We start from the raw sequence: 16,478 nt of genomic DNA, 5'->3' as shown, positions 1-16,478 counted from the left end.
GGGCGGATTGGGGGGACCTTAAGGTGTGGCTTCGGGCCGGGTCAAGGCGGCCACGACCGAGGGAGATCTCTCAGCTCATCCCGTCGCCTCGCGCCGCTCGACGTAGGCCGCGATCACGGCGTCATAGATCCAGCCGCCCAGCAGCACGCGCCCGCGGTGGTTGAGGTGCTTGAGATCCGGTGCCGCGAGCGGGGGGCTCCGCTTCTTCCACTCCTTGAGGCTCCCGCCGCCGCCCATGGCGGTGTAGGTGTCGAAGAAGGCGCACCCGGCCTGGCGAGCGACCTCGCGCTGGCCGGCGACGATGGTCTCGACGTGCTCGGGGGTGATGTCGAAGTTGAGCGACTTGCCGCGGTCGGTGATCGAGGTGATCAGGCACGCGGCCTCGGGCTTGCCCTGGCGCATGTGCGCGACCACGGCCCCGTACTCCTCGACGTACTGCGCCTGGGTGAGCTTGCCGTTGGCGACGCGGCGCAGGTCGTTGCCGCCGTAGGTGAACACGATGAGGTCGGGGTCGCGGTGGCGGATCTGCCCGGCGAGGTGCGCGGCGTCCCACTCGAGCACGCGCTTGGTGAATACGCCTAGCTTGCTGAACTGGTCCCAGACCACGCCGGGGCCGTCGGTCTCGAGGAGCACGCCGTAGGCCCGGCTGTTGCCGTGGCCGACGGTGCGCACGCGGATCGAGTGGGCGCCCTGCTCGACGTCGATGGCGTGCCAGCGATCCTCCATGGCCTCGGCGCGGGTGTCGACGATGACGGGCTCGCCCTCGTCCACGCGCAGCTCCACGCGCCCGCCTCCGGGGCGCGCGAGGTACCACAGCTCGAAGCGCGAGACCTCGTCGCCGAGCTCGTGCTTGCGGGTGCGGATCGTCGTGGTCGCGCCGCTGCCCGACCAAAAGGCCGTGCCGCCCAGGCCGTAGTGGCCGTCGGACAGGCACTTGTAGGCGATGTAACAGTGCTCCCAGCCCTCGGCCTCGAGCTTCACCCACCGGTGCATGTAGTTGTTCATGTACCGGTCCATGAGCACGAGGCCGGCCCCGCCGTCGCCGAAGCGGGTCTGGAAGCGCTCGCGCAGCACGCTGGGCAGGTCGTCGGCGCCGATCATCGACGCGCCCATGTGCACGACGCGGACCAGACGCTGCTCACCCTCGTCGACGGCGGCCAGGGCGTCGAGGAAGGGGGCGAGGGCCTCGGGGAACTCGATGGCCTGGTGGGGGGTGAGGACGTCGCCTTCGCGGGGGACGTACGCGGGCTTGGCCGGCTCGGGCTCGGGCTCGGGCTCGGCTTGGACGGGCTCGGGCTCCGCTTCGGGCTCGGCGGACGCGACGGGGGGAGCGGCCTCCGGCGCCGAGCCGGGGTCGTCCTTGGCGGGCGAGCACGCCGCGAGGGCGGCGGCGAGGACGAGGGCCACGCGCGATCGCATCATCGCCCGGAAATCACCCACTCGTCGGGAGCTGTCAACCTTTCGTCAGCTCCCACAGCTGCCCTCGCCGGTGCCCGCGTCGCCTTCGCCCTGGGCGGCGAAGGTCCCCCCGCGGTCGTCCCCGCCGTAGCCGGTGACGTCTCGGGGGTCGATGGCCCGGGCGCGCTCGAGGGACTCGCGCGCTTCCTTGGCGACGCTGGAGTGGATCACGAGGGCGTCCCCGTCGAGGCGCAGGGGCGCCTCGTCGGGCCCGAGCCCCTCGTACTCGCCGGCCCAGGCCCGCTGACCCAGGGCGTTCTCGTGGGTGAAGGCCAGCCCTCCGTCGGCCTCGTCCACGGCATACTCGAGGCCGCGCCAGCCCCGACCCTCGACGAGCTCACCCAGGGTGACCCAGCACGCGAAGTTGAAGTAGGGGTCGTAGTAGTGGCGCTCGAAGGCGCCGGCGTTCTCGCCGAGGTCGGGCCGACGGGGCACGGCGTGGTACCGGGGTCGCTCGACCGCGGGTCCCCAGCTCAGCCGGCGCATACGCGCGATCTCCACGGGTCCGGGTCGGTAGATGCGCAGGGCGACGGAGCCGCGGGCGGTGCTCTTGGCGACGCCTTTGAGGGTCTGCTGGAGGGCGTCCGCGCTGCGCTCGGCCAGGTTCTCGAAGCGCGCGTAGGCCCGCTGGAGCTCGCCGCCGTCCCGGGCGAGCTCGCGCAGGCGCTCGGCGAAGGTGCGCGGGGACTCGCCCACCCGCGGGAGCATGGAGTCGATGCGGGCGTGGAGCCTTAGGCGCAGCTCGGGCGTCCCGGCTGCGACGCGCCGGCGGAGCTCGACCTCGGCGATCACGCGCAGCCCGTCGCGGAGCTCCGAGAGGATCAGCGTCATGTCCTTGACCCCGCGCCCGAGCAGTCCGCGCGTCTCGAGCTCGCGGATCGCCGCGGGCAGGTCGCCGGAGTCTTCGGTGAGATCGACGAAGGCGACCTCGCCGTCGACGCGGATCGACAGCACGTCCTCGAGCGCGAGCTTCGACAGGGCTTCGATGACCCGGCGAAACACGAGCACGCCGTCGATGGTGGTCACCTCCTCGCCGGTCTCGAGGGAAGGGCGCCGGCCGATGAGCTGCGCGAGCCACTCGAGCACGCTGGGCTCGCGCAGGGCGGGGTGGCTCGGGAGATCGAGGGTGATGGTCGCGTAGAGCATCGCAGGGTGGTCGATCATCGTACGGCCTGCGCTGTGGGGAGCGCCATGGAGCCTGCGTGGGGACGCGGGGATGGCTCACCTCGGGGTGGGGCGAATCGCTGCCTCGAGTGTCAGATTTGTGATAATTGCTGTGGATATGCTGAAGGTCGGGACTAGGCGTTTTATTGGATTTTCACTGCTCGGCTTGGGTCTTTTCGCCTGCAACGGCGATGGCGACGGGGGCTCGATCTTCTCGTCCGCCGATGAGGCCGGGGAGGTTGGCGGGGATGCCGCCGACGACCAGGGAGAGCAGGGTGGTGACCAGGGAGACCAGGGAGACCAGGGAGATCAGGGCGACCAAGGGGATCAGGGCGACCAGGGCGACCAGGGCGACCAGGGCGAAGACGAGGAGGAGTCCACTTCGACCGGCGGCCCGCTCCTCGACGTCTTCAACCAAGAGGAGTCGGGCCAGGACGGCAACGCCGAGGCCGGCGGCGAAGAGGGCTGCCAGAAGGTCGACCTGCTGTTCGTCATCGACGACTCCGCGTCGATGAACGACGAGCAGGACACGCTGACCGCGGCCTTCCCCTCGTTCATGGAGACCATCGATCAGCAGCTCGTGATCGACAAGGGCATCGACTACCACGTCGGCGTGGTCTCGGCGGAGATGGCCGGCCCGGACATGTGCATCTTTGGTCTGCTGTGCGCCGACGGGCACCGCGGCCGCTTGCAGCATCAAGAGGACCGACTCAGCTGCGCCGCCGACGAGCCCGAGGGGCGCTGGATCACCACCGGCCCCGTCAACCAGGTGTCCGCCGAGTTCACCTGCATCGCGTCCATGGAGGGCCAGGACTTCCGCGAGATGCCCCTCGAGGCGGCCCGTGCCGGGCTCATCGATAGGATCCAGGACGCCGAGGCCTACAACGACGGCTTCCTCCGCGAGGACGCCCTGCTCGTGATCGTGATCCTGACCGACGAGGACGACCAGTCGGTGATCAACGTGCCCGAGATGTGGAACGTCCTCGATCCCTTCATGCCCGGTCCGCCGACGCCGGTGCAGACCTACTGGGACACCTTCGTGGAGCTCAAGGGCGGCTACCCCGAGCGCCTCGCCGTGGTCGTGATCTCGGGTCCGCCGGACACGGGCTGCGGCGAGTCGGCCGAGGGCGCACAGCGGCTCCATCAGTTCCTGGGGTTCGCGGAGCCCAACGCCTACTGGGCGGACATCTGCGGCAATGATCTGGTCCAGCCGCTCCAAGAGGCCCTCGAGGTCATCGAGGCTGGCTGCGAAGACTTCGTTCCGATTCCCTAGTCAGAGCTTGCTCGGACTAGGGAATCTCTTCATTGGATGGAGGGGCGTTGCACGCTCCTCCCCCGTGCCGGGCGGACCCGTCACGGGGCCCCCGCCCCCAGCCCGCGCTGGACAGCGCGTTGGTTGGGTGGGGCGAGAGCTGCGCGGAAACCGTGGGAGTGTTGGATTCGAGTGGCCGACCCGCCCCTTTTGCCCGCTTGGGTTTGCTGGCGAGCTCGGGGATTCTGAGGGGGGCTAGTTTGTTGGGGGAGCAGGTCGCCGAGTAGGCGATGGTGGCGTCGGGGGGGCGAGCTCGCCGATCGAGGGTTTGGGAGCATCGCACTCGGAGCCAACTCCTCGGTCGGGCCCTTGGCTCTGCGTGCTTTGGCCGGGGAGGACCACTGCACATTCCATGGGCCTTGCCGTTCGCGCTGAGCGAGGCAAGATCACAGGGTCCCGTGCGCTCGGATCCGTCCAAGTTCAGCGCTGGAGCGAGTCTGTCCGCTGCGAGTGGGTCGACACGCGCGATGCAGCGCGAGCTCCTGGAGCCGACACGCCGACGGCGGCGTGGGGCGGTCGCGGCGATCGTCGCGGGCGCGTTGGCGGCGGGGGCCTTCGTGGCTTGGGGCGCGGTCCGCTGGGAGCGGGCGGCTCGTCAGGAGGTGGTCCTCGACGCGAGCGTGATCGACGGCGACGGAGCCTTCGCGGCGGGGCGGGCGGACTACTTGATCATCCCGGCGCGCTCGCGGCGGGGTCCGCCCTCGCCCGAGGAGCGCATGGCGGCGCGCCTCGACGCCTTCGCCGATCGCGTGGACGCGGCCCGGCGAGGCAGCGCGCCGCCGCTCAAGGCCTTCGGCGCCCAGGAGCTGCGCGAGGAGCTCGAGGCGATCATCGCCGACGTCGACGAGCGCGCGCGGGTGTCCGTCCACGTCCGCGACCTGTCCTCGGCGCGGGTGCTGTTCGACTACGACGGCGACCGAGCCCTCAACCCGGCGAGCAACCACAAGGTGCTGACCTCGGCGGCGGCCCTCGACCTGCTCGGGGAGGACTTCGAGTTCGAGACCCGGGTGCTGCGCGTGGGCGCGGAGCTCTACCTCGTCGGCGGCGGGGATCCGACCATCGACGGCGAGGCCCTGCGCGAGCTCGCGGCCCAGGTCGCCGAGCGGGTCACGGTCAACGAGCTCGAGCGCATCGTCATCGACGACACGGCCTTCACCGAGCGGCAGTTCGGCCCGGGCTACTCGACGGGCGGCGACGGGGTCTCGTACATGGCGCCCAGCGGGGCCCTGAGCGCGAACTTCAACACCGTCGAGATCACGGTCTACCCGGCCTCGGGCACGAAGACGCCGCTCGTTCGGCTCGAGCCCGACAGCACCCACGCCTACGTCGTCAACCGCTCGCGCTATTCGAGCTCGGCGAGCCTCGCGGTCTCGACCTCGGCGATCGCCTGGCCCGAGCCCGGCCCGCGCCATCACGACTTCACGCGGGTGGAGATCGAGGGCGGCCTGCCCCGGGGGAGCCGGGGCTACCGCTTCCGCCGGCGCGTCGCCGATCCCGGCATGTTCACCGGCGGCGCCTTTGCGCGGGCTCTGGCCGACGTCAGCCACAGCGAGGCCCTGCCCGTGCGCGAGGGTCGGGCGCCGGTCGTCGAGGAGCTCGATGAGCTCGACGTGCTCGAGCTCCTCGACAGCCAGGACGACGGCGGGGGCCTGCCGCGGAGCGTGCACCGCAGCGAGGGGCCGGACGTCGAGCTCGTCGCCTTGCGCCGCTCGCCTCCGCTCTCGGAGATCGTCGCGGGGCTGCTGGCCTACTCGAACAATTTCATCGCCGAGCAGCTCCTGCGCACGCTGGGCTGGAAGACCACGGGGCAGCCCGGCAGCTGGGACAACGGCGGCGCCGTGCTGCGCGGCTACTGGGAGGCCGTCGGCAACGCGCCCGAGCAGCTGCGCTTCGAGAACGGCTCGGGCCTGTCCAGGGTTGGCCGTGTCTCGGCCGCGGGCCTGGTCGAGGTCCTGGCCTCGTCCTACCGCACCCACGAGGGCCGCCCGGCGCTGTTCGAGGCGCTGCCCGTCGCCGGCAGCAAGGGCACCCTCGGCGGTCGCCTGCTCCGCTCGGGTCAGCGCGTGCGGGCCAAGACCGGGACCCTCGACGGCGTCAGCGGGTTGACGGGGGTGATCACCGCGGAGTCCGGCGAGCCGCAGGTCGCGTTCTCGATCCTCATCAACGCGCGCGAAGACTGGGAGGGCACGGGCCTGGTCGCGCCGCTGCGTCGCGAGGTGGAGGACGCCATCGTGATGGCGGTGCTGCGGCGCATCGACAGCTGGGAGGTCACGCGGGGCACGCTCTTGGACGGCCTCGAGCCCATCGACGTGCGGCCCGTGGGTCGCACGGGTGCGGACGCGGGCGGCGGAGAAAGGCCGAGCGGAGCCGTGCAATTGCATCCAGGCCACGCGCCCGTCGAGCTTCGCCACGAGGGCGAGCCCGTCGACGGCAGCGCGGGAATCACGGCCCTCTGAGCGCCGGACGAAGGCCACTGAAAGAGGCGTGAGTCGACGTCTCGAAGGCCGCCGGGCGCGAACTTGTATCGAAATCCGGAGTGCTGCACGATCCGGTCGTGCGCCGAACGACGTTGATCTTGGCTTGTGTCGTCGCTACCGCTTCCGCCGCCGCGTGTTCGGCGGGCGAGCAAGGGCGAGAGACTCCCATCTTTGGTTCGGGCGGATCGAGCTCGACGACCACGGGGAGCGACGAGGGCGACACCGTGGGCGAAGACGAGAGCGCCGACGAGAACGGCACGAGCGAGTCCGACTCCGCGGACACGACCACGGAGACCACCGAGTCTGGCGGCGAGTCGGTGTGCGGCGACGGGGTCAAGCAGGGCAGCGAGGAGTGCGACGGCAATGATCTTGGCGGGCTCAGCTGCCTCGACTACGGCCACGACAACGGCACGCTGATCTGCGGGGATGACTGCACGATCTTCGACGGCGCGTGCTCGACCTGCGGCGACAACCAGCTCGCGGCGACCGAGGCCTGCGACGGCAGCAACTTCGGCGGGCTGACTTGCACCGATCTTGGCTACGCGGGCGGCTCGCTGACCTGCGCCGAGGACTGCTCGCAGTTCTTCGAGGACGGCTGCACCGTGGCCCAGACCTGCGGCAACGGCTCCATCGACCTCGGCGAGCAGTGCGACGGCGGCAACCTCAACAACCAGACCTGCGCGGGCCTGGGCTTCACCTCCGGGACCCTCGGCTGCACGGCCGGCTGCGTGTTCGACACCTCGGGTTGCACCGTCGACGAAGACATGTGCGTGCCCTTCTTCGGCGAGTGCACGCTGTCGATCTTCCTCGAGCACGACTGCTGCCCGGGCCTGACCTGCGCCCTGGCGATCTGCGTACCCGAGAACTGAGCGGGAGAACTGCGGAGGCCAGCTCAGCGGCTTCAGCGGCTCATGGACGCGCCCAGGCGCTGGCGCAGGTGCTGGGTCCTGCGCTCGGCGACCTCGAGCTCGCGGGCTTGCTCCGCGCTCAGGCGCTGGAGGTCTTCGAGGCGCTTTTTGTTGTTGTCGTCGCGGGCGCGGAGATCGACGAGCTGGATCTGAGCTCGCTCGAATTTCTCCGTCAGCTCGTCGCGCTCGCGCTGCAGGGCGCGGGCGCGCGTCCGCCATTCGTCGGTGGAGCGGCGTAGCGTGTCGCGTTGGCGGGTCAGCTGCTCGACCTCGAGGAGCTTCTCCTGGAACGCCCGGGAGATCTCCAGAGAGGCCGGGGCCTTGGCTGAGCCGCTAGATTTGCGGGCGCTCTCCAAGTCCTGGCGGAGCTCCTCGACCTTTCGATCAGCCGCGGCACCCTGTAGCTCGGCCTCCTGGCGCGCCCGGGTCTCGCGGGTCAGCAGGAGCTCGAGCTCGGCGACGCGATCTTCGAGGGCGGCGCAGCGCTGGGCCTGCAGCCGGACGTTGCCCTCGGCCCTGGTGAGGTCGGCTCGGGTCTCGTCGAGCTCGGCCTGGACGGCGGGGTCCCAAGCGCCGCTTTGGGTCGGGGCGGGGCGCTCTTCGTCCGAAATCACACTATAGCGTTTTCGATTGGCAAGTCGGCTCAGACTCGACTCGATTCGACCACTCAAGGTTTCGATACGCCCACCGAGTTCGTTGGCCACCGTGATCAGCCTAGGGGAGTTCTCACGCCCTGGAAAGGGGGACACCCTGAGCCCCGCTCCTACCTATCGCGAAGACGATCGGGAGGGGCAGTCCCGCGCGTGCTCGAACTCGACCCACGGAGGGGGAGTCGAGTTTTGGAATCGGCATCGGTAGGGGCCTTTGGGTTATGGTGAGACAGTCATGGGGGCAGCGATGCAGGAGCGAAAAGTGATTACTCGGCAGCCTCGGGTGCTGTTGGTCGAAGACGAGCAGGCCGTCGGCGACGCCATCGCCGACTGCCTCGAACAGCTCGGTTGCGAGGTCGCGTCCTCGTCCGATCTCGGCAGCGCCACCGCCCGCGCTCGCAACCCCGAAGACATCTTCGACGTCGCGATCGTCGACATCGAGCTCCCCGACGGCAACGGCCTCGAGCTCGTCGAGGCGCTGCGCTCGAGGGCGCAGCCTTGTGTCACGCTGGTCCTGACCGGCCACGAAGAGGTCGAGTGGGCGCGCAAGGCCGCGGCATTGGGTGTCGCCGGGTTCCTGCGCAAACCGGTCTCAGCGCGCAAATTGTCCAGCGCAGTAGCCAAAGCGATCGAGCGCAGCCGCGAGATGCGGGAGTGGTTGCAGCCCCGAGAAGGTGGGAGCAGCGACTACGGCGAGGACGCGAAGATCGTCGCCGAGGCGCTCGTCGCCGATCTGGGCGGTCCGCGCTCGCGCCCGGTGCGGACGGCGAAGGAGCAGGTCCGTGCCTTGTCGCTCGAGTTCGGCTTGACCGCGCGACAGACGGAGGCGCTCGAGCGCGTCAGCGAAGGTCATCGCGATCGGCAGATCGCCGAGGACATGGGCGTGAGCTACTCGCGCGTTCGCCAGCTCCTCGCCGCGGGCTTTGGCAAGCTCGGTGTCAAGTCCCGAAACGACTTCATTCGATTCCTGGTCGAGCGCCAGGGCTCGATGTGAATCGCAGCTGTGAACCGCGCGGATTGATCGCGTTCCCAAGCAGCTGAGCTCCCTGAGTACGACCATCGCGGCCTTTTGCCGCGATGGTCGATTCACACTGCCCTGGGTCACGTTCGCGCTCTGTGTGCGCAGGTGCGACGGGATTGCGCGTCGTCGCCCCGACTGCGAGCATGGCCGCCGCGGTCCGCCCGCCGCCCCTCGATGGTTTGGCGTTGGCGCGGAGCGCTCGGGAGAAGCTGAGTGTCCGGAGACAACGACGTCAACCAAGTTGGAGCGGAGTCCGACCGCCACCCCGCTGGGCTCAAGGTCCTGTTCGGGGCCGAGATGTTCGAGCGCGTCTGCTACTACGGCATGCGCGGTCTGCTCACCCTGTACCTGACGAAGGCCCTCCTGATGGGGGACAAAGAGGCCTTCCTGATCTACGGGGCCTACACCGCGCTGGTCTACGCCGCGCCCGTCGCCGGCGGCAAGCTGGCCGACATGGTGCTCGGCTACCGCCGGGCGGTCATCTTCGGCGCGATCATGATGGCTCTTGGCGAGTTCATGATCCTCGGCGGCAACGAGTTCTTCCTGTTCGCCGGGATGGGCTTGATCATCGTCGGCAACGGCTTTTTCAAGGCCAACATCTCGACCATCGTCGGCCGCCTGTACAAGGACGGTGATCCCAAGCGGGACTCGGGCTTCACGATCTTCTATATGGGCATCAACCTCGGCGCCCTGCTCGCGGTGTTGCCCGTCATCGGCATCGCGCCCGTGGGTGAGCGCTTTGGCTTCGGCATTGGCTTTGGCCTGGCCGGCGTGGGGATGATCCTGGGTCTGACGATCTTCATCTTGGGCCAGGGCATGCTCGAAGGTCACGGCGAGGCGCCGGACAAGGAGAAGCTCAAGAAGCTGGGTCCGATCGTCTACGTCGGCTCCGTCCTCGCCGCGCCCGTGTTGTTCGCGCTGCTGCGCTACGGCCCCAAGATCGAAGATCCGCTGATCGGTCAGAACCTGCTGTTTTGGTTGCTCCTGGGCACGCTGGTCTACGTGGTGGGCGGGCTGTTGGTCGAGGGCTTCAAGGGCGACAAGGTCCAGCGCGACCGGATCTTGGTGTTGATGATCTTGATGGTCTTCAACGTGGTGTTCTGGGCCTGCTTCGAGCAGGCGGGCAGCTCCCTGACCCTGTTCGCCGACCGCAACGTCGACCGGACCATGGGCAGCTTCACCCTGGGCGCCTCGGCCACGCAGTTCTTCAACCCGGCCTTCATCCTGCTGTTCGGCTCGGTGTTCACCATCATGTGGGTGAAGCTCGAGGAGCGGAACATCAACCCCAACATCCCGCTCAAGTTTGGTCTGGGCCTGGTGCAGCTGGGCCTGGGCTACCTGGTCCTGTGGCTGGGCTCGACCCTCGCCGACGACATGGCGCGGATCCCGTTGATGTTCCTCGCCCTGACCTACATGCTGCACACCACGGGCGAGCTGTTCTTGTCGCCCATCGGCCTGTCGATGGTCACCAAGCTCGCGCCCAAGCACATGACCGGCGCGGTGATGGGCGCCTGGTTCCTGTCCTTCTCTTTCGCCAACTACCTGGCCGCGGCGATCGCCGCGCTGACGGGCGCGGAGGAGGGCGGCGGCGCGGGCCCAGTCGACGCCATGCTCGGCCCGATCGACGGCGTGCTCAACCCCGTCGGCCCGATCGACTCCATGCTCGCCCTCGAGACCAAGATGCTCGCGGCTGACTACGCACAAAAGACCATGGAGGCCGCGCAGGAGAGCCTCGGTGGTTACGTCGACATCTACATGAAAATGGGCGTCGGCACCGTCGTGATCGGTGTCGTCCTCGGCCTGATGTCGCCCCTCCTCAACAAGATGATGCACGGGGTCAAGTGACCCGCTTTCTCGGAATCCAAAGCGAGGCTGTCATGAAGACTCTCAACAAGCGCTACTCCTTCCTCTCGGCTCTGCTCCTCCTCCCGCTCGTGGCCCTGAGCGCGGCGGCGTGCGACGGCCCCGATCCGGCCGTCGAGAAGTCCTGCCGCGAGCTGGCCGAGCACATGAGCTCGGTCGTCCTCGGCGACCGCGAGCTCGGCGACGAGGACAAGAAGAAGGCCGTCGACGCGGGCGTCGAGTCCTGCGTGGCCGAGCCGCCCACGGACGAGCAAAAGGCCTGCGTGCTCGCGGCCAAGACCGTCGACGCGATCAAGGCCTGCGACGACGAGAAGAAAGACGGCGAGCAAAAAGAGTAGGGCGCGGCATCGCGCGCTAGATCGGCTCCTGCTTCGATCCATCCCTCGCTCCCGCCGCCTCGGCGGGGGCGCTCTCGCGTTCGCTCGGCCGCGCTCGGAACCTCACGCCCTCGTCGCTGACGAAGGGCTGCATGCTACGACGCCGCACCTTCTCCGAAGAGCCGAAAGTTGGCGAGGCCAACGTCCTGCCGGTCATGAACATCATGTTCTTGCTGATTCCGGCGCTGCTGCTCGCCATGGAGGTGGCGAGCATGGCCTCGGTGGCCGTCTCACCCCCCAAGCTGTGTGGAGCGGGGTGTTCGGACAGCGAGAACACCGAGGAGCCCAAGAAGGCCCTCAACCTCAAGGTGGTGATCCGCAGCGACGGCTACACCTTGAAGTACGCCGGCACCGAGGACGGCAAGCAGGCCGCCGAGAGCGACGGCCCGTCGATCGGCCTGGAGCGACCCAACGCCCCCGCCGACGACTACGATCGCTACGACTACGCGGCCCTCGAGGCCCGGGCGGCCGAGTTCATCGAGGCCTACCCCCACGAGACCCGCGTGACCGTCACCGCCGAGAGCGACATCCCGGCCCAGGTGTTGATCAGCACCATGGACGCGCTGCGCGGCACGGACTGCAAGATGGCAGGCTTCGCCGCCGGCGATGAGCGCCGCGAGGGTTGCTACTTCTACGAGCCCGTCGTCGAAGCCGGCGGGTTCTAGCCTCACCCTCCCCCCGCGGGGCTCTCGGACCGCGGTACTCGACGGCCCCAGGGCAGTACGAGTGAACGAAGAACAGCAACTGTGCCTCAGTTGCTGTTCTTCGTTTGCCTGTCGATCAGTTTTGGTGGGTCGCGGCCTCTATACTGGTTGAGAAATGTTCGCTGTGACCCAAAAAAGGCACTGCGTGTGCGCGCAAGTAGTCGTGTGTGCGTTCACTGCTCTGGTGCTGGCGCTGGGGGGAGGCTGCTCGACGGCCGTCAACGTCGACGGCAGCACGGACGGCGGCGACGCGACGGGTGCTGCGGAGACCGACGAGGGGGCCGGGGCGGGCGACGAGGGGACGAGCGGCGGGACGCCGAACTCGGGCAGGCCCAGCGGGGAGCGGGTGCGGGCGCCCGAGCCCGTGAACGGGGAGAGCGACTCGGGCGATGGGCCCGACGAAGAGACGATGACCACGGGACGTGTACCGGTCGCCGACCCGGAGGAGCCCAACCCAGTGGCAGCGAACGATCACTCGGCGCGGTAGGGAATGGAGTTCGTCGAGACCAGCGCGACGGCGGGACGGCCGGTGTTCGAAAGGCACGATCGAGAAGCGGTCTGGGCCCGCGCGCGAGCGGGCGATCGGCGGGCGCTGTCGCGTGTGCTCGCCGAGCTCCAGCCGGTGATCTTGCCGACCGCGCGCAAGGTGCTCGGCGAGCGCTACGGCGCCGAGGTCGAGGACGTCGTGCAAGACTCGTTGCTCGCCGTCGCAAAGGCGCTGGCGACCATCGAGAGCCGCAAGGCGTTGCCGGCCTATGCCCGGCGCACGACCGTGCGGGTGGCCATGCGAGCGCGCCGCAGGCGTGAGCGCGAGGCCCCCTTCGACCCCGCGCCCGCGCGCTCGCTCGAGATGGACGTTCGGCGGCGACGTCAGGCGGACGCTCTGTTGGCGGTGCTCGACGAGATTCCGACGGCCCAGGCCGAAGCCCTGATCCACCGGGTCGTGATCGGGCTGTCGCTCGCCGAGACCGCCGAGACGCTCGGCGCACCGCAGAACACGATTCGTTCGCGGCTGCGATCGGCGAAGTTGGCCCTGCGGGCGAAGATCATCGAACGGCCTGAGCTGCATGAGTTGTTGGGGGTGGGTCATGGTTGACTTCAGCGAACGCGAGCTGGATGGGTTGCTGCACGAGCTCGGCGGGGCCTTCGACGCCCCCGCGAGTCCGCAGCCAGGGGACCACGCCCGGTTCCAGCGACAGGCCAGCAGGGCCGCGCGGGCGAGCCGTAGGGTGTTGGGGACGCCCACGGTCAAGGTCGGGATCGTGGCGCTCGCCTTCGCTGCGGGGGTGCTGGGCGCGAAGGCGAGCGAGCCAGGTTCGTTGCTCGCGGCCACCTCGACCCCCGCGCAGGAACCTTCCGCCGGTTCGTCTTGGGACGCGGAGGAGGTCGTCGTGGGACTCGGAGCCGAGGCGCAGGCCCCCCCAATCGAGGCCCCAGTCGAGGCCTCGCTCGAGGTCGAATCTGCGAACACCCAGGTCCCGACCGAGACCGAAGAGAGGCGCCACGTGAAACCCAAGCCGAGCCCGCAGGCCAAGGCCAGCCCCGGCCTCTCCCCCGCGAGCGCAGCGGAGCTCCTGCGTCGCGCGACGCAAGCGCGACGCTCCGGCGAGGCCGCGAAAGCGGTGGCGCTCTACGAGCGTCTCGTCGCCGAGTTCCCAGACAGCCGCGAGGCGGCGCTCTCGCTCGTCGCCCGCGGCAAGCTCGAGCTGTCGAGGGAGCGGCCGGGCGCCGCCCGCCTCGCCTTCGAGCGCTACCTCGGCGAGCAGCCCGAGGGCGTGCTCGCGCCAGAGGCCCGCGTCGGGGTCGCGGAGAGCCACGCGCTCGACGGCGACCCTTCGAAAGAGCGCGCTGCCTGGCAGGCCGTCGTCGATCACCACCCCCGCTCGGTCTACGTGGGCAAGGCTCGCGCGCGGCTGGAGGCCTTGCTGTGAACCCGCTGGCGTGCGTCTTCGCCCTGCTCGCGGGGATGGGCGAGGCGCCGGCAGAGCGCTCGACGGTCGTCGTGCACATCGGCGGGGAGTCCCCGGCGCGCGACGAGGTGCGGGGGGCGATCGAAGATCGCCTCGACGACATCGACGTCGTGCCCGAGTTCGTCAGTCGGGACGCGGTCTCCCTCGACGAGGTGTTCACGCCGGTGCGCAGCTCCGATCCCAGCGTCGTCGCCCACGTGTTCGTCTTGCTCGAGGACGACCCCAAGGTGTTCGTGATCGAGCCGGACTGGTCCCACGTGCTCGGGCGTCGGCTCGGAGCCACGGAGATCGACATCGTCGCGCTCGAGCAGATCTCGCTGATCGTCTCGGGCAGCGTCGACGCGTTGTTGGCGGGCGGGACGATCGGGATCGCACCCGCCGAGGCGCGAGAGGCCTTCGGGGCGCCCGAGCCCGAGCCCGAGACTGAGACTGAGACTGAGACCGAACCCGAGACCGAACCCGCACCCGAGACCGAAGTGGCGCCGATCTTTCTCGAGCCCCCTCGAGCGGTCGACGAGGCGACCGACGCGGATCCCAAACGCCCGCTGCGGCCGCGCTCGAGCCTGGGCGCGGGCTATGGGCTGCAGGCCTTCGCTCCGGGCTACGGCCCCGCGCAGGCCGTGACCGTGAGCGCTTCGCTTCGCAGCAGCTCGGGCTGGCGATGGGGCGGGGCGTTCTCGGGGGGAGTCTTGCGCCCGCCGAGCGTGGCCTTCGACGCCGTCGAGGTCGACATGCTGGGCGGCACCCTTCGCGGGTGGGCGGGCGCAACCCCGACCCTCACGCCCCACGTCGCCGTCGCGGCGGAGCTCGGAGGGGGCGTCGACGTGCTTCGGGTTCGACCCAGCGGCCCCGTCGACGATCGCGTCGAGGCCGTGGGCGCCGTGGGCGTGCGCGCCGGGCCGGTGTTCTCGCTGGGCCGAGGGCGCGACCGTGTTCGCGTCGCGCTGCTCGCCGACGTGGCCGTGCGGGTCGATGGATTTCATTTGACGACCAACGCGGGAGAGGAGGTCCGGCCCTACGCCGTGGCCCCCGGCGGAACCGTGGAGGTCGGTTGGGCGCGATGAGAACCAAGTAGCGAAGAGAGAGAACATCCATGCATCACAGTTGGGAATACCGGACGCGGTCCAAGCGCGTCTGTCAGGGAATCGTGTGTCTTTCGCTGTTCGGAGGTGTGGCGGTCGCCCACGCGGGCGATCCCGTCGTGGACGCGCCGCCGCCGGGCGAGCCGCTCATCGCCAACGGCGCACAGACGGAGCCGTGTCAGTGGCCGACCACGGTTCACTTGTCGTCGAGCGCGGGAGCGTGCACGGGGACGCTCATCCACCCCGAGATCATCTCGACGGCGGCGCACTGCTTGAAGAACTGGGAGGTCGACCCCGAGGGGCCGCTGGCGGTCCCGAACCAGGTCACCTTCGGCGAACACGCCATTCAGCCCAAGCGCCAGGTCGGCGTCGAGTACTGCGAGGTCAACCCCGACTATCGCTATTGGGAGAACAACGGCGTCAACGGGAGCGACTATGCGTTCTGCAAGCTGACGGGGCCGGTCTACGATGTCCCGCTGACGCCGCCCGTCTACGGCTGCGAGACCGAGATCATCTCCGCGGGCCGGCCCGCGGTCATGGTCGGCTTTGGCAACAACGAGCCGGGCGATGGGGCCGGTCACAAGCGCTACGGGGAGAGCGTCATCCAGGCAGTCAGCGAGGCCGACAATCGGGTGGTCGTCGGCGCGGTGGGCAACGCGGCCTGCCAGGGAGACTCGGGCGGACCCGCCTTCGTCCAGTACCCCGACGGGTCGTGGCGGACCTTTGGCATCGTCTCGGGCGGGCCTCAGCCTTGCGGTGCGGGCCCCGACGTCTACGCGCTGCTGCACGGGGCCGTCCCGTGGATCGAGGAGGTCTCCGGCGTCGACGTGACGCCCTGCCACGACGTCGACGGGACCTGGGCTCCGACGCCTGCCTGCCAGAAATTCGCCATGGACCCCTGGGTGGTCCAGTCGGCCTGGCCCGAGTGGTGCCCGGACGAGCTGTCTGCGCCCTCGTCGACCTGCGGGCCGAGCTTCGACTCCGAGCCCGACTCGGTCGCGCCGGTGGTCGCGATCGTGTCGCCAGCGAGCGGCGCGGAGTTCGAGCTGGACGAGTCGATCGACATCGAGGTCGACGCGTCCGACGAGGGCCACGGCGTCGCCTCGGTCACCCTGCTGATCGACGGCGCCGAGGCGGCCGTCGACGAGCACGAGCCCTGGCTGTTCGCGGGGGCCAGCTTCCCGGCCGGGAGCTACGAGCTGGTCGCCGTGGCCGAAGACTACTCGGGCAACGTCACCGAGAGCGCGCCGGTGTGGATCGGCGTGGGCGAGCCGGCCGGCGGCGACGAGAACGGGGGCACCGGCGACGGACCCGGGCTCGACGGGGGCGAAGGCTGCGGCTGCACGTCATCGGACGAGGGCACGGGGGTCTTGGGCCTGATGCTCTTGGTCGCCCTCGGCGGCTGGCGCCGGCGCACGAGCTGAGTCGTGGACGTGGGGCAGGGAGGGCGTGGCGTCGTCCACGACGGCTAAAATGGACAGGGACTGTGAAA

At 69.6% G+C, this 16,478-nt stretch carries 15 protein-coding genes; 12 read left to right on the top strand and 3 right to left on the bottom strand.

Features of this window, described 5'->3' with window-relative positions; all coding sequences use genetic code 11:
- Window positions 1-75: 75 nt before the first annotated feature.
- Window positions 76-1,407, bottom strand: coding sequence for a GDSL-type esterase/lipase family protein (locus PPSIR1_RS24080; protein ID WP_157595915.1), 1,332 nt, complete (start codon window positions 1,405-1,407; stop codon window positions 76-78).
- A gap of 57 nt (window positions 1,408-1,464) precedes the next feature.
- The gene (locus tag PPSIR1_RS24075) at window positions 1,465-2,622 is read right to left on the bottom strand and encodes a hypothetical protein (RefSeq protein WP_006973775.1); all 1,158 of its coding nucleotides are present in this window, start codon (window positions 2,620-2,622) and stop codon (window positions 1,465-1,467) included.
- A gap of 166 nt (window positions 2,623-2,788) precedes the next feature.
- On the opposite strand from PPSIR1_RS24075, the gene PPSIR1_RS24070 reads away from it, so the two are divergent.
- The 3 genes from PPSIR1_RS24070 (at window position 2,789) to PPSIR1_RS24060 (ending at window position 7,280) form a co-directional block, all read left to right on the top strand.
- Window positions 2,789-3,895, top strand: a complete 1,107-nt coding sequence (locus PPSIR1_RS24070) for a hypothetical protein (RefSeq protein WP_006973774.1) — start codon at window positions 2,789-2,791, stop codon at window positions 3,893-3,895.
- 506 nt (window positions 3,896-4,401) lie between these two features.
- Window positions 4,402-6,390: a D-alanyl-D-alanine carboxypeptidase/D-alanyl-D-alanine-endopeptidase gene (locus PPSIR1_RS24065; protein ID WP_006973773.1), complete on the top strand. Its 1,989-nt coding sequence runs from the start codon at window positions 4,402-4,404 to the stop codon at window positions 6,388-6,390.
- 98 nt (window positions 6,391-6,488) lie between these two features.
- Window positions 6,489-7,280, top strand: coding sequence for a hypothetical protein (locus PPSIR1_RS24060; protein WP_157595914.1), 792 nt, complete (start codon window positions 6,489-6,491; stop codon window positions 7,278-7,280).
- Window positions 7,281-7,312: 32 nt separating this feature from the next.
- Here the strand turns inward: PPSIR1_RS24060 and PPSIR1_RS24055 are convergent, their stop codons facing one another.
- Window positions 7,313-7,933 (bottom strand): hypothetical protein, encoded by a 621-nt coding sequence (locus PPSIR1_RS24055; RefSeq protein WP_006973771.1) that lies wholly within the window; start codon window positions 7,931-7,933, stop codon window positions 7,313-7,315.
- A gap of 283 nt (window positions 7,934-8,216) precedes the next feature.
- On the opposite strand from PPSIR1_RS24055, the gene PPSIR1_RS24050 reads away from it, so the two are divergent.
- The 9 genes from PPSIR1_RS24050 (at window position 8,217) to PPSIR1_RS24005 (ending at window position 16,410) form a co-directional block, all read left to right on the top strand.
- Window positions 8,217-8,963 (top strand): response regulator transcription factor, encoded by a 747-nt coding sequence (locus PPSIR1_RS24050; RefSeq protein ID WP_198154599.1) that lies wholly within the window; start codon window positions 8,217-8,219, stop codon window positions 8,961-8,963.
- Between the two features lie 240 nt (window positions 8,964-9,203).
- A complete protein-coding gene (locus PPSIR1_RS24045; protein WP_006973769.1) occupies window positions 9,204-10,835 on the top strand; it encodes a peptide MFS transporter in 1,632 nt (543 codons plus the stop codon).
- A gap of 32 nt (window positions 10,836-10,867) precedes the next feature.
- Window positions 10,868-11,191 (top strand): hypothetical protein, encoded by a 324-nt coding sequence (locus PPSIR1_RS24040; protein WP_045116642.1) that lies wholly within the window; start codon window positions 10,868-10,870, stop codon window positions 11,189-11,191.
- Between the two features lie 131 nt (window positions 11,192-11,322).
- Window positions 11,323-11,895, top strand: coding sequence for an ExbD/TolR family protein (locus PPSIR1_RS24035; protein ID WP_006973766.1), 573 nt, complete (start codon window positions 11,323-11,325; stop codon window positions 11,893-11,895).
- A 223-nt stretch (window positions 11,896-12,118) separates the two neighbouring features.
- Window positions 12,119-12,421, top strand: coding sequence for a hypothetical protein (locus PPSIR1_RS24025; protein ID WP_157595913.1), 303 nt, complete (start codon window positions 12,119-12,121; stop codon window positions 12,419-12,421).
- Window positions 12,422-12,424: 3 nt separating this feature from the next.
- Window positions 12,425-13,030: an RNA polymerase sigma factor gene (locus PPSIR1_RS24020; RefSeq protein ID WP_006973764.1), complete on the top strand. Its 606-nt coding sequence runs from the start codon at window positions 12,425-12,427 to the stop codon at window positions 13,028-13,030.
- Between the two features lie 409 nt (window positions 13,031-13,439).
- Complete coding sequence (locus PPSIR1_RS48235; RefSeq protein ID WP_157595912.1) at window positions 13,440-13,865, top strand: tetratricopeptide repeat protein; 426 nt, start codon at window positions 13,440-13,442, stop codon at window positions 13,863-13,865.
- Window positions 13,862-14,968 (top strand): hypothetical protein, encoded by a 1,107-nt coding sequence (locus PPSIR1_RS24010; RefSeq protein WP_006973762.1) that lies wholly within the window; start codon window positions 13,862-13,864, stop codon window positions 14,966-14,968. The genes PPSIR1_RS48235 and PPSIR1_RS24010 overlap by 4 nt, the downstream gene beginning before the upstream one ends.
- A gap of 107 nt (window positions 14,969-15,075) precedes the next feature.
- Window positions 15,076-16,410: a trypsin-like serine protease gene (locus tag PPSIR1_RS24005; protein ID WP_006973761.1), complete on the top strand. Its 1,335-nt coding sequence runs from the start codon at window positions 15,076-15,078 to the stop codon at window positions 16,408-16,410.
- The last annotated feature ends 68 nt before the right edge of the window (window positions 16,411-16,478 follow it).

Origin of the sequence: Plesiocystis pacifica SIR-1 (genome assembly GCF_000170895.1) — a bacterium.
GTDB lineage: Bacteria > Myxococcota_A > Polyangia > Nannocystales > Nannocystaceae > Plesiocystis > Plesiocystis pacifica.
This window is presented reverse-complemented; position numbering and strand designations above follow the sequence as displayed.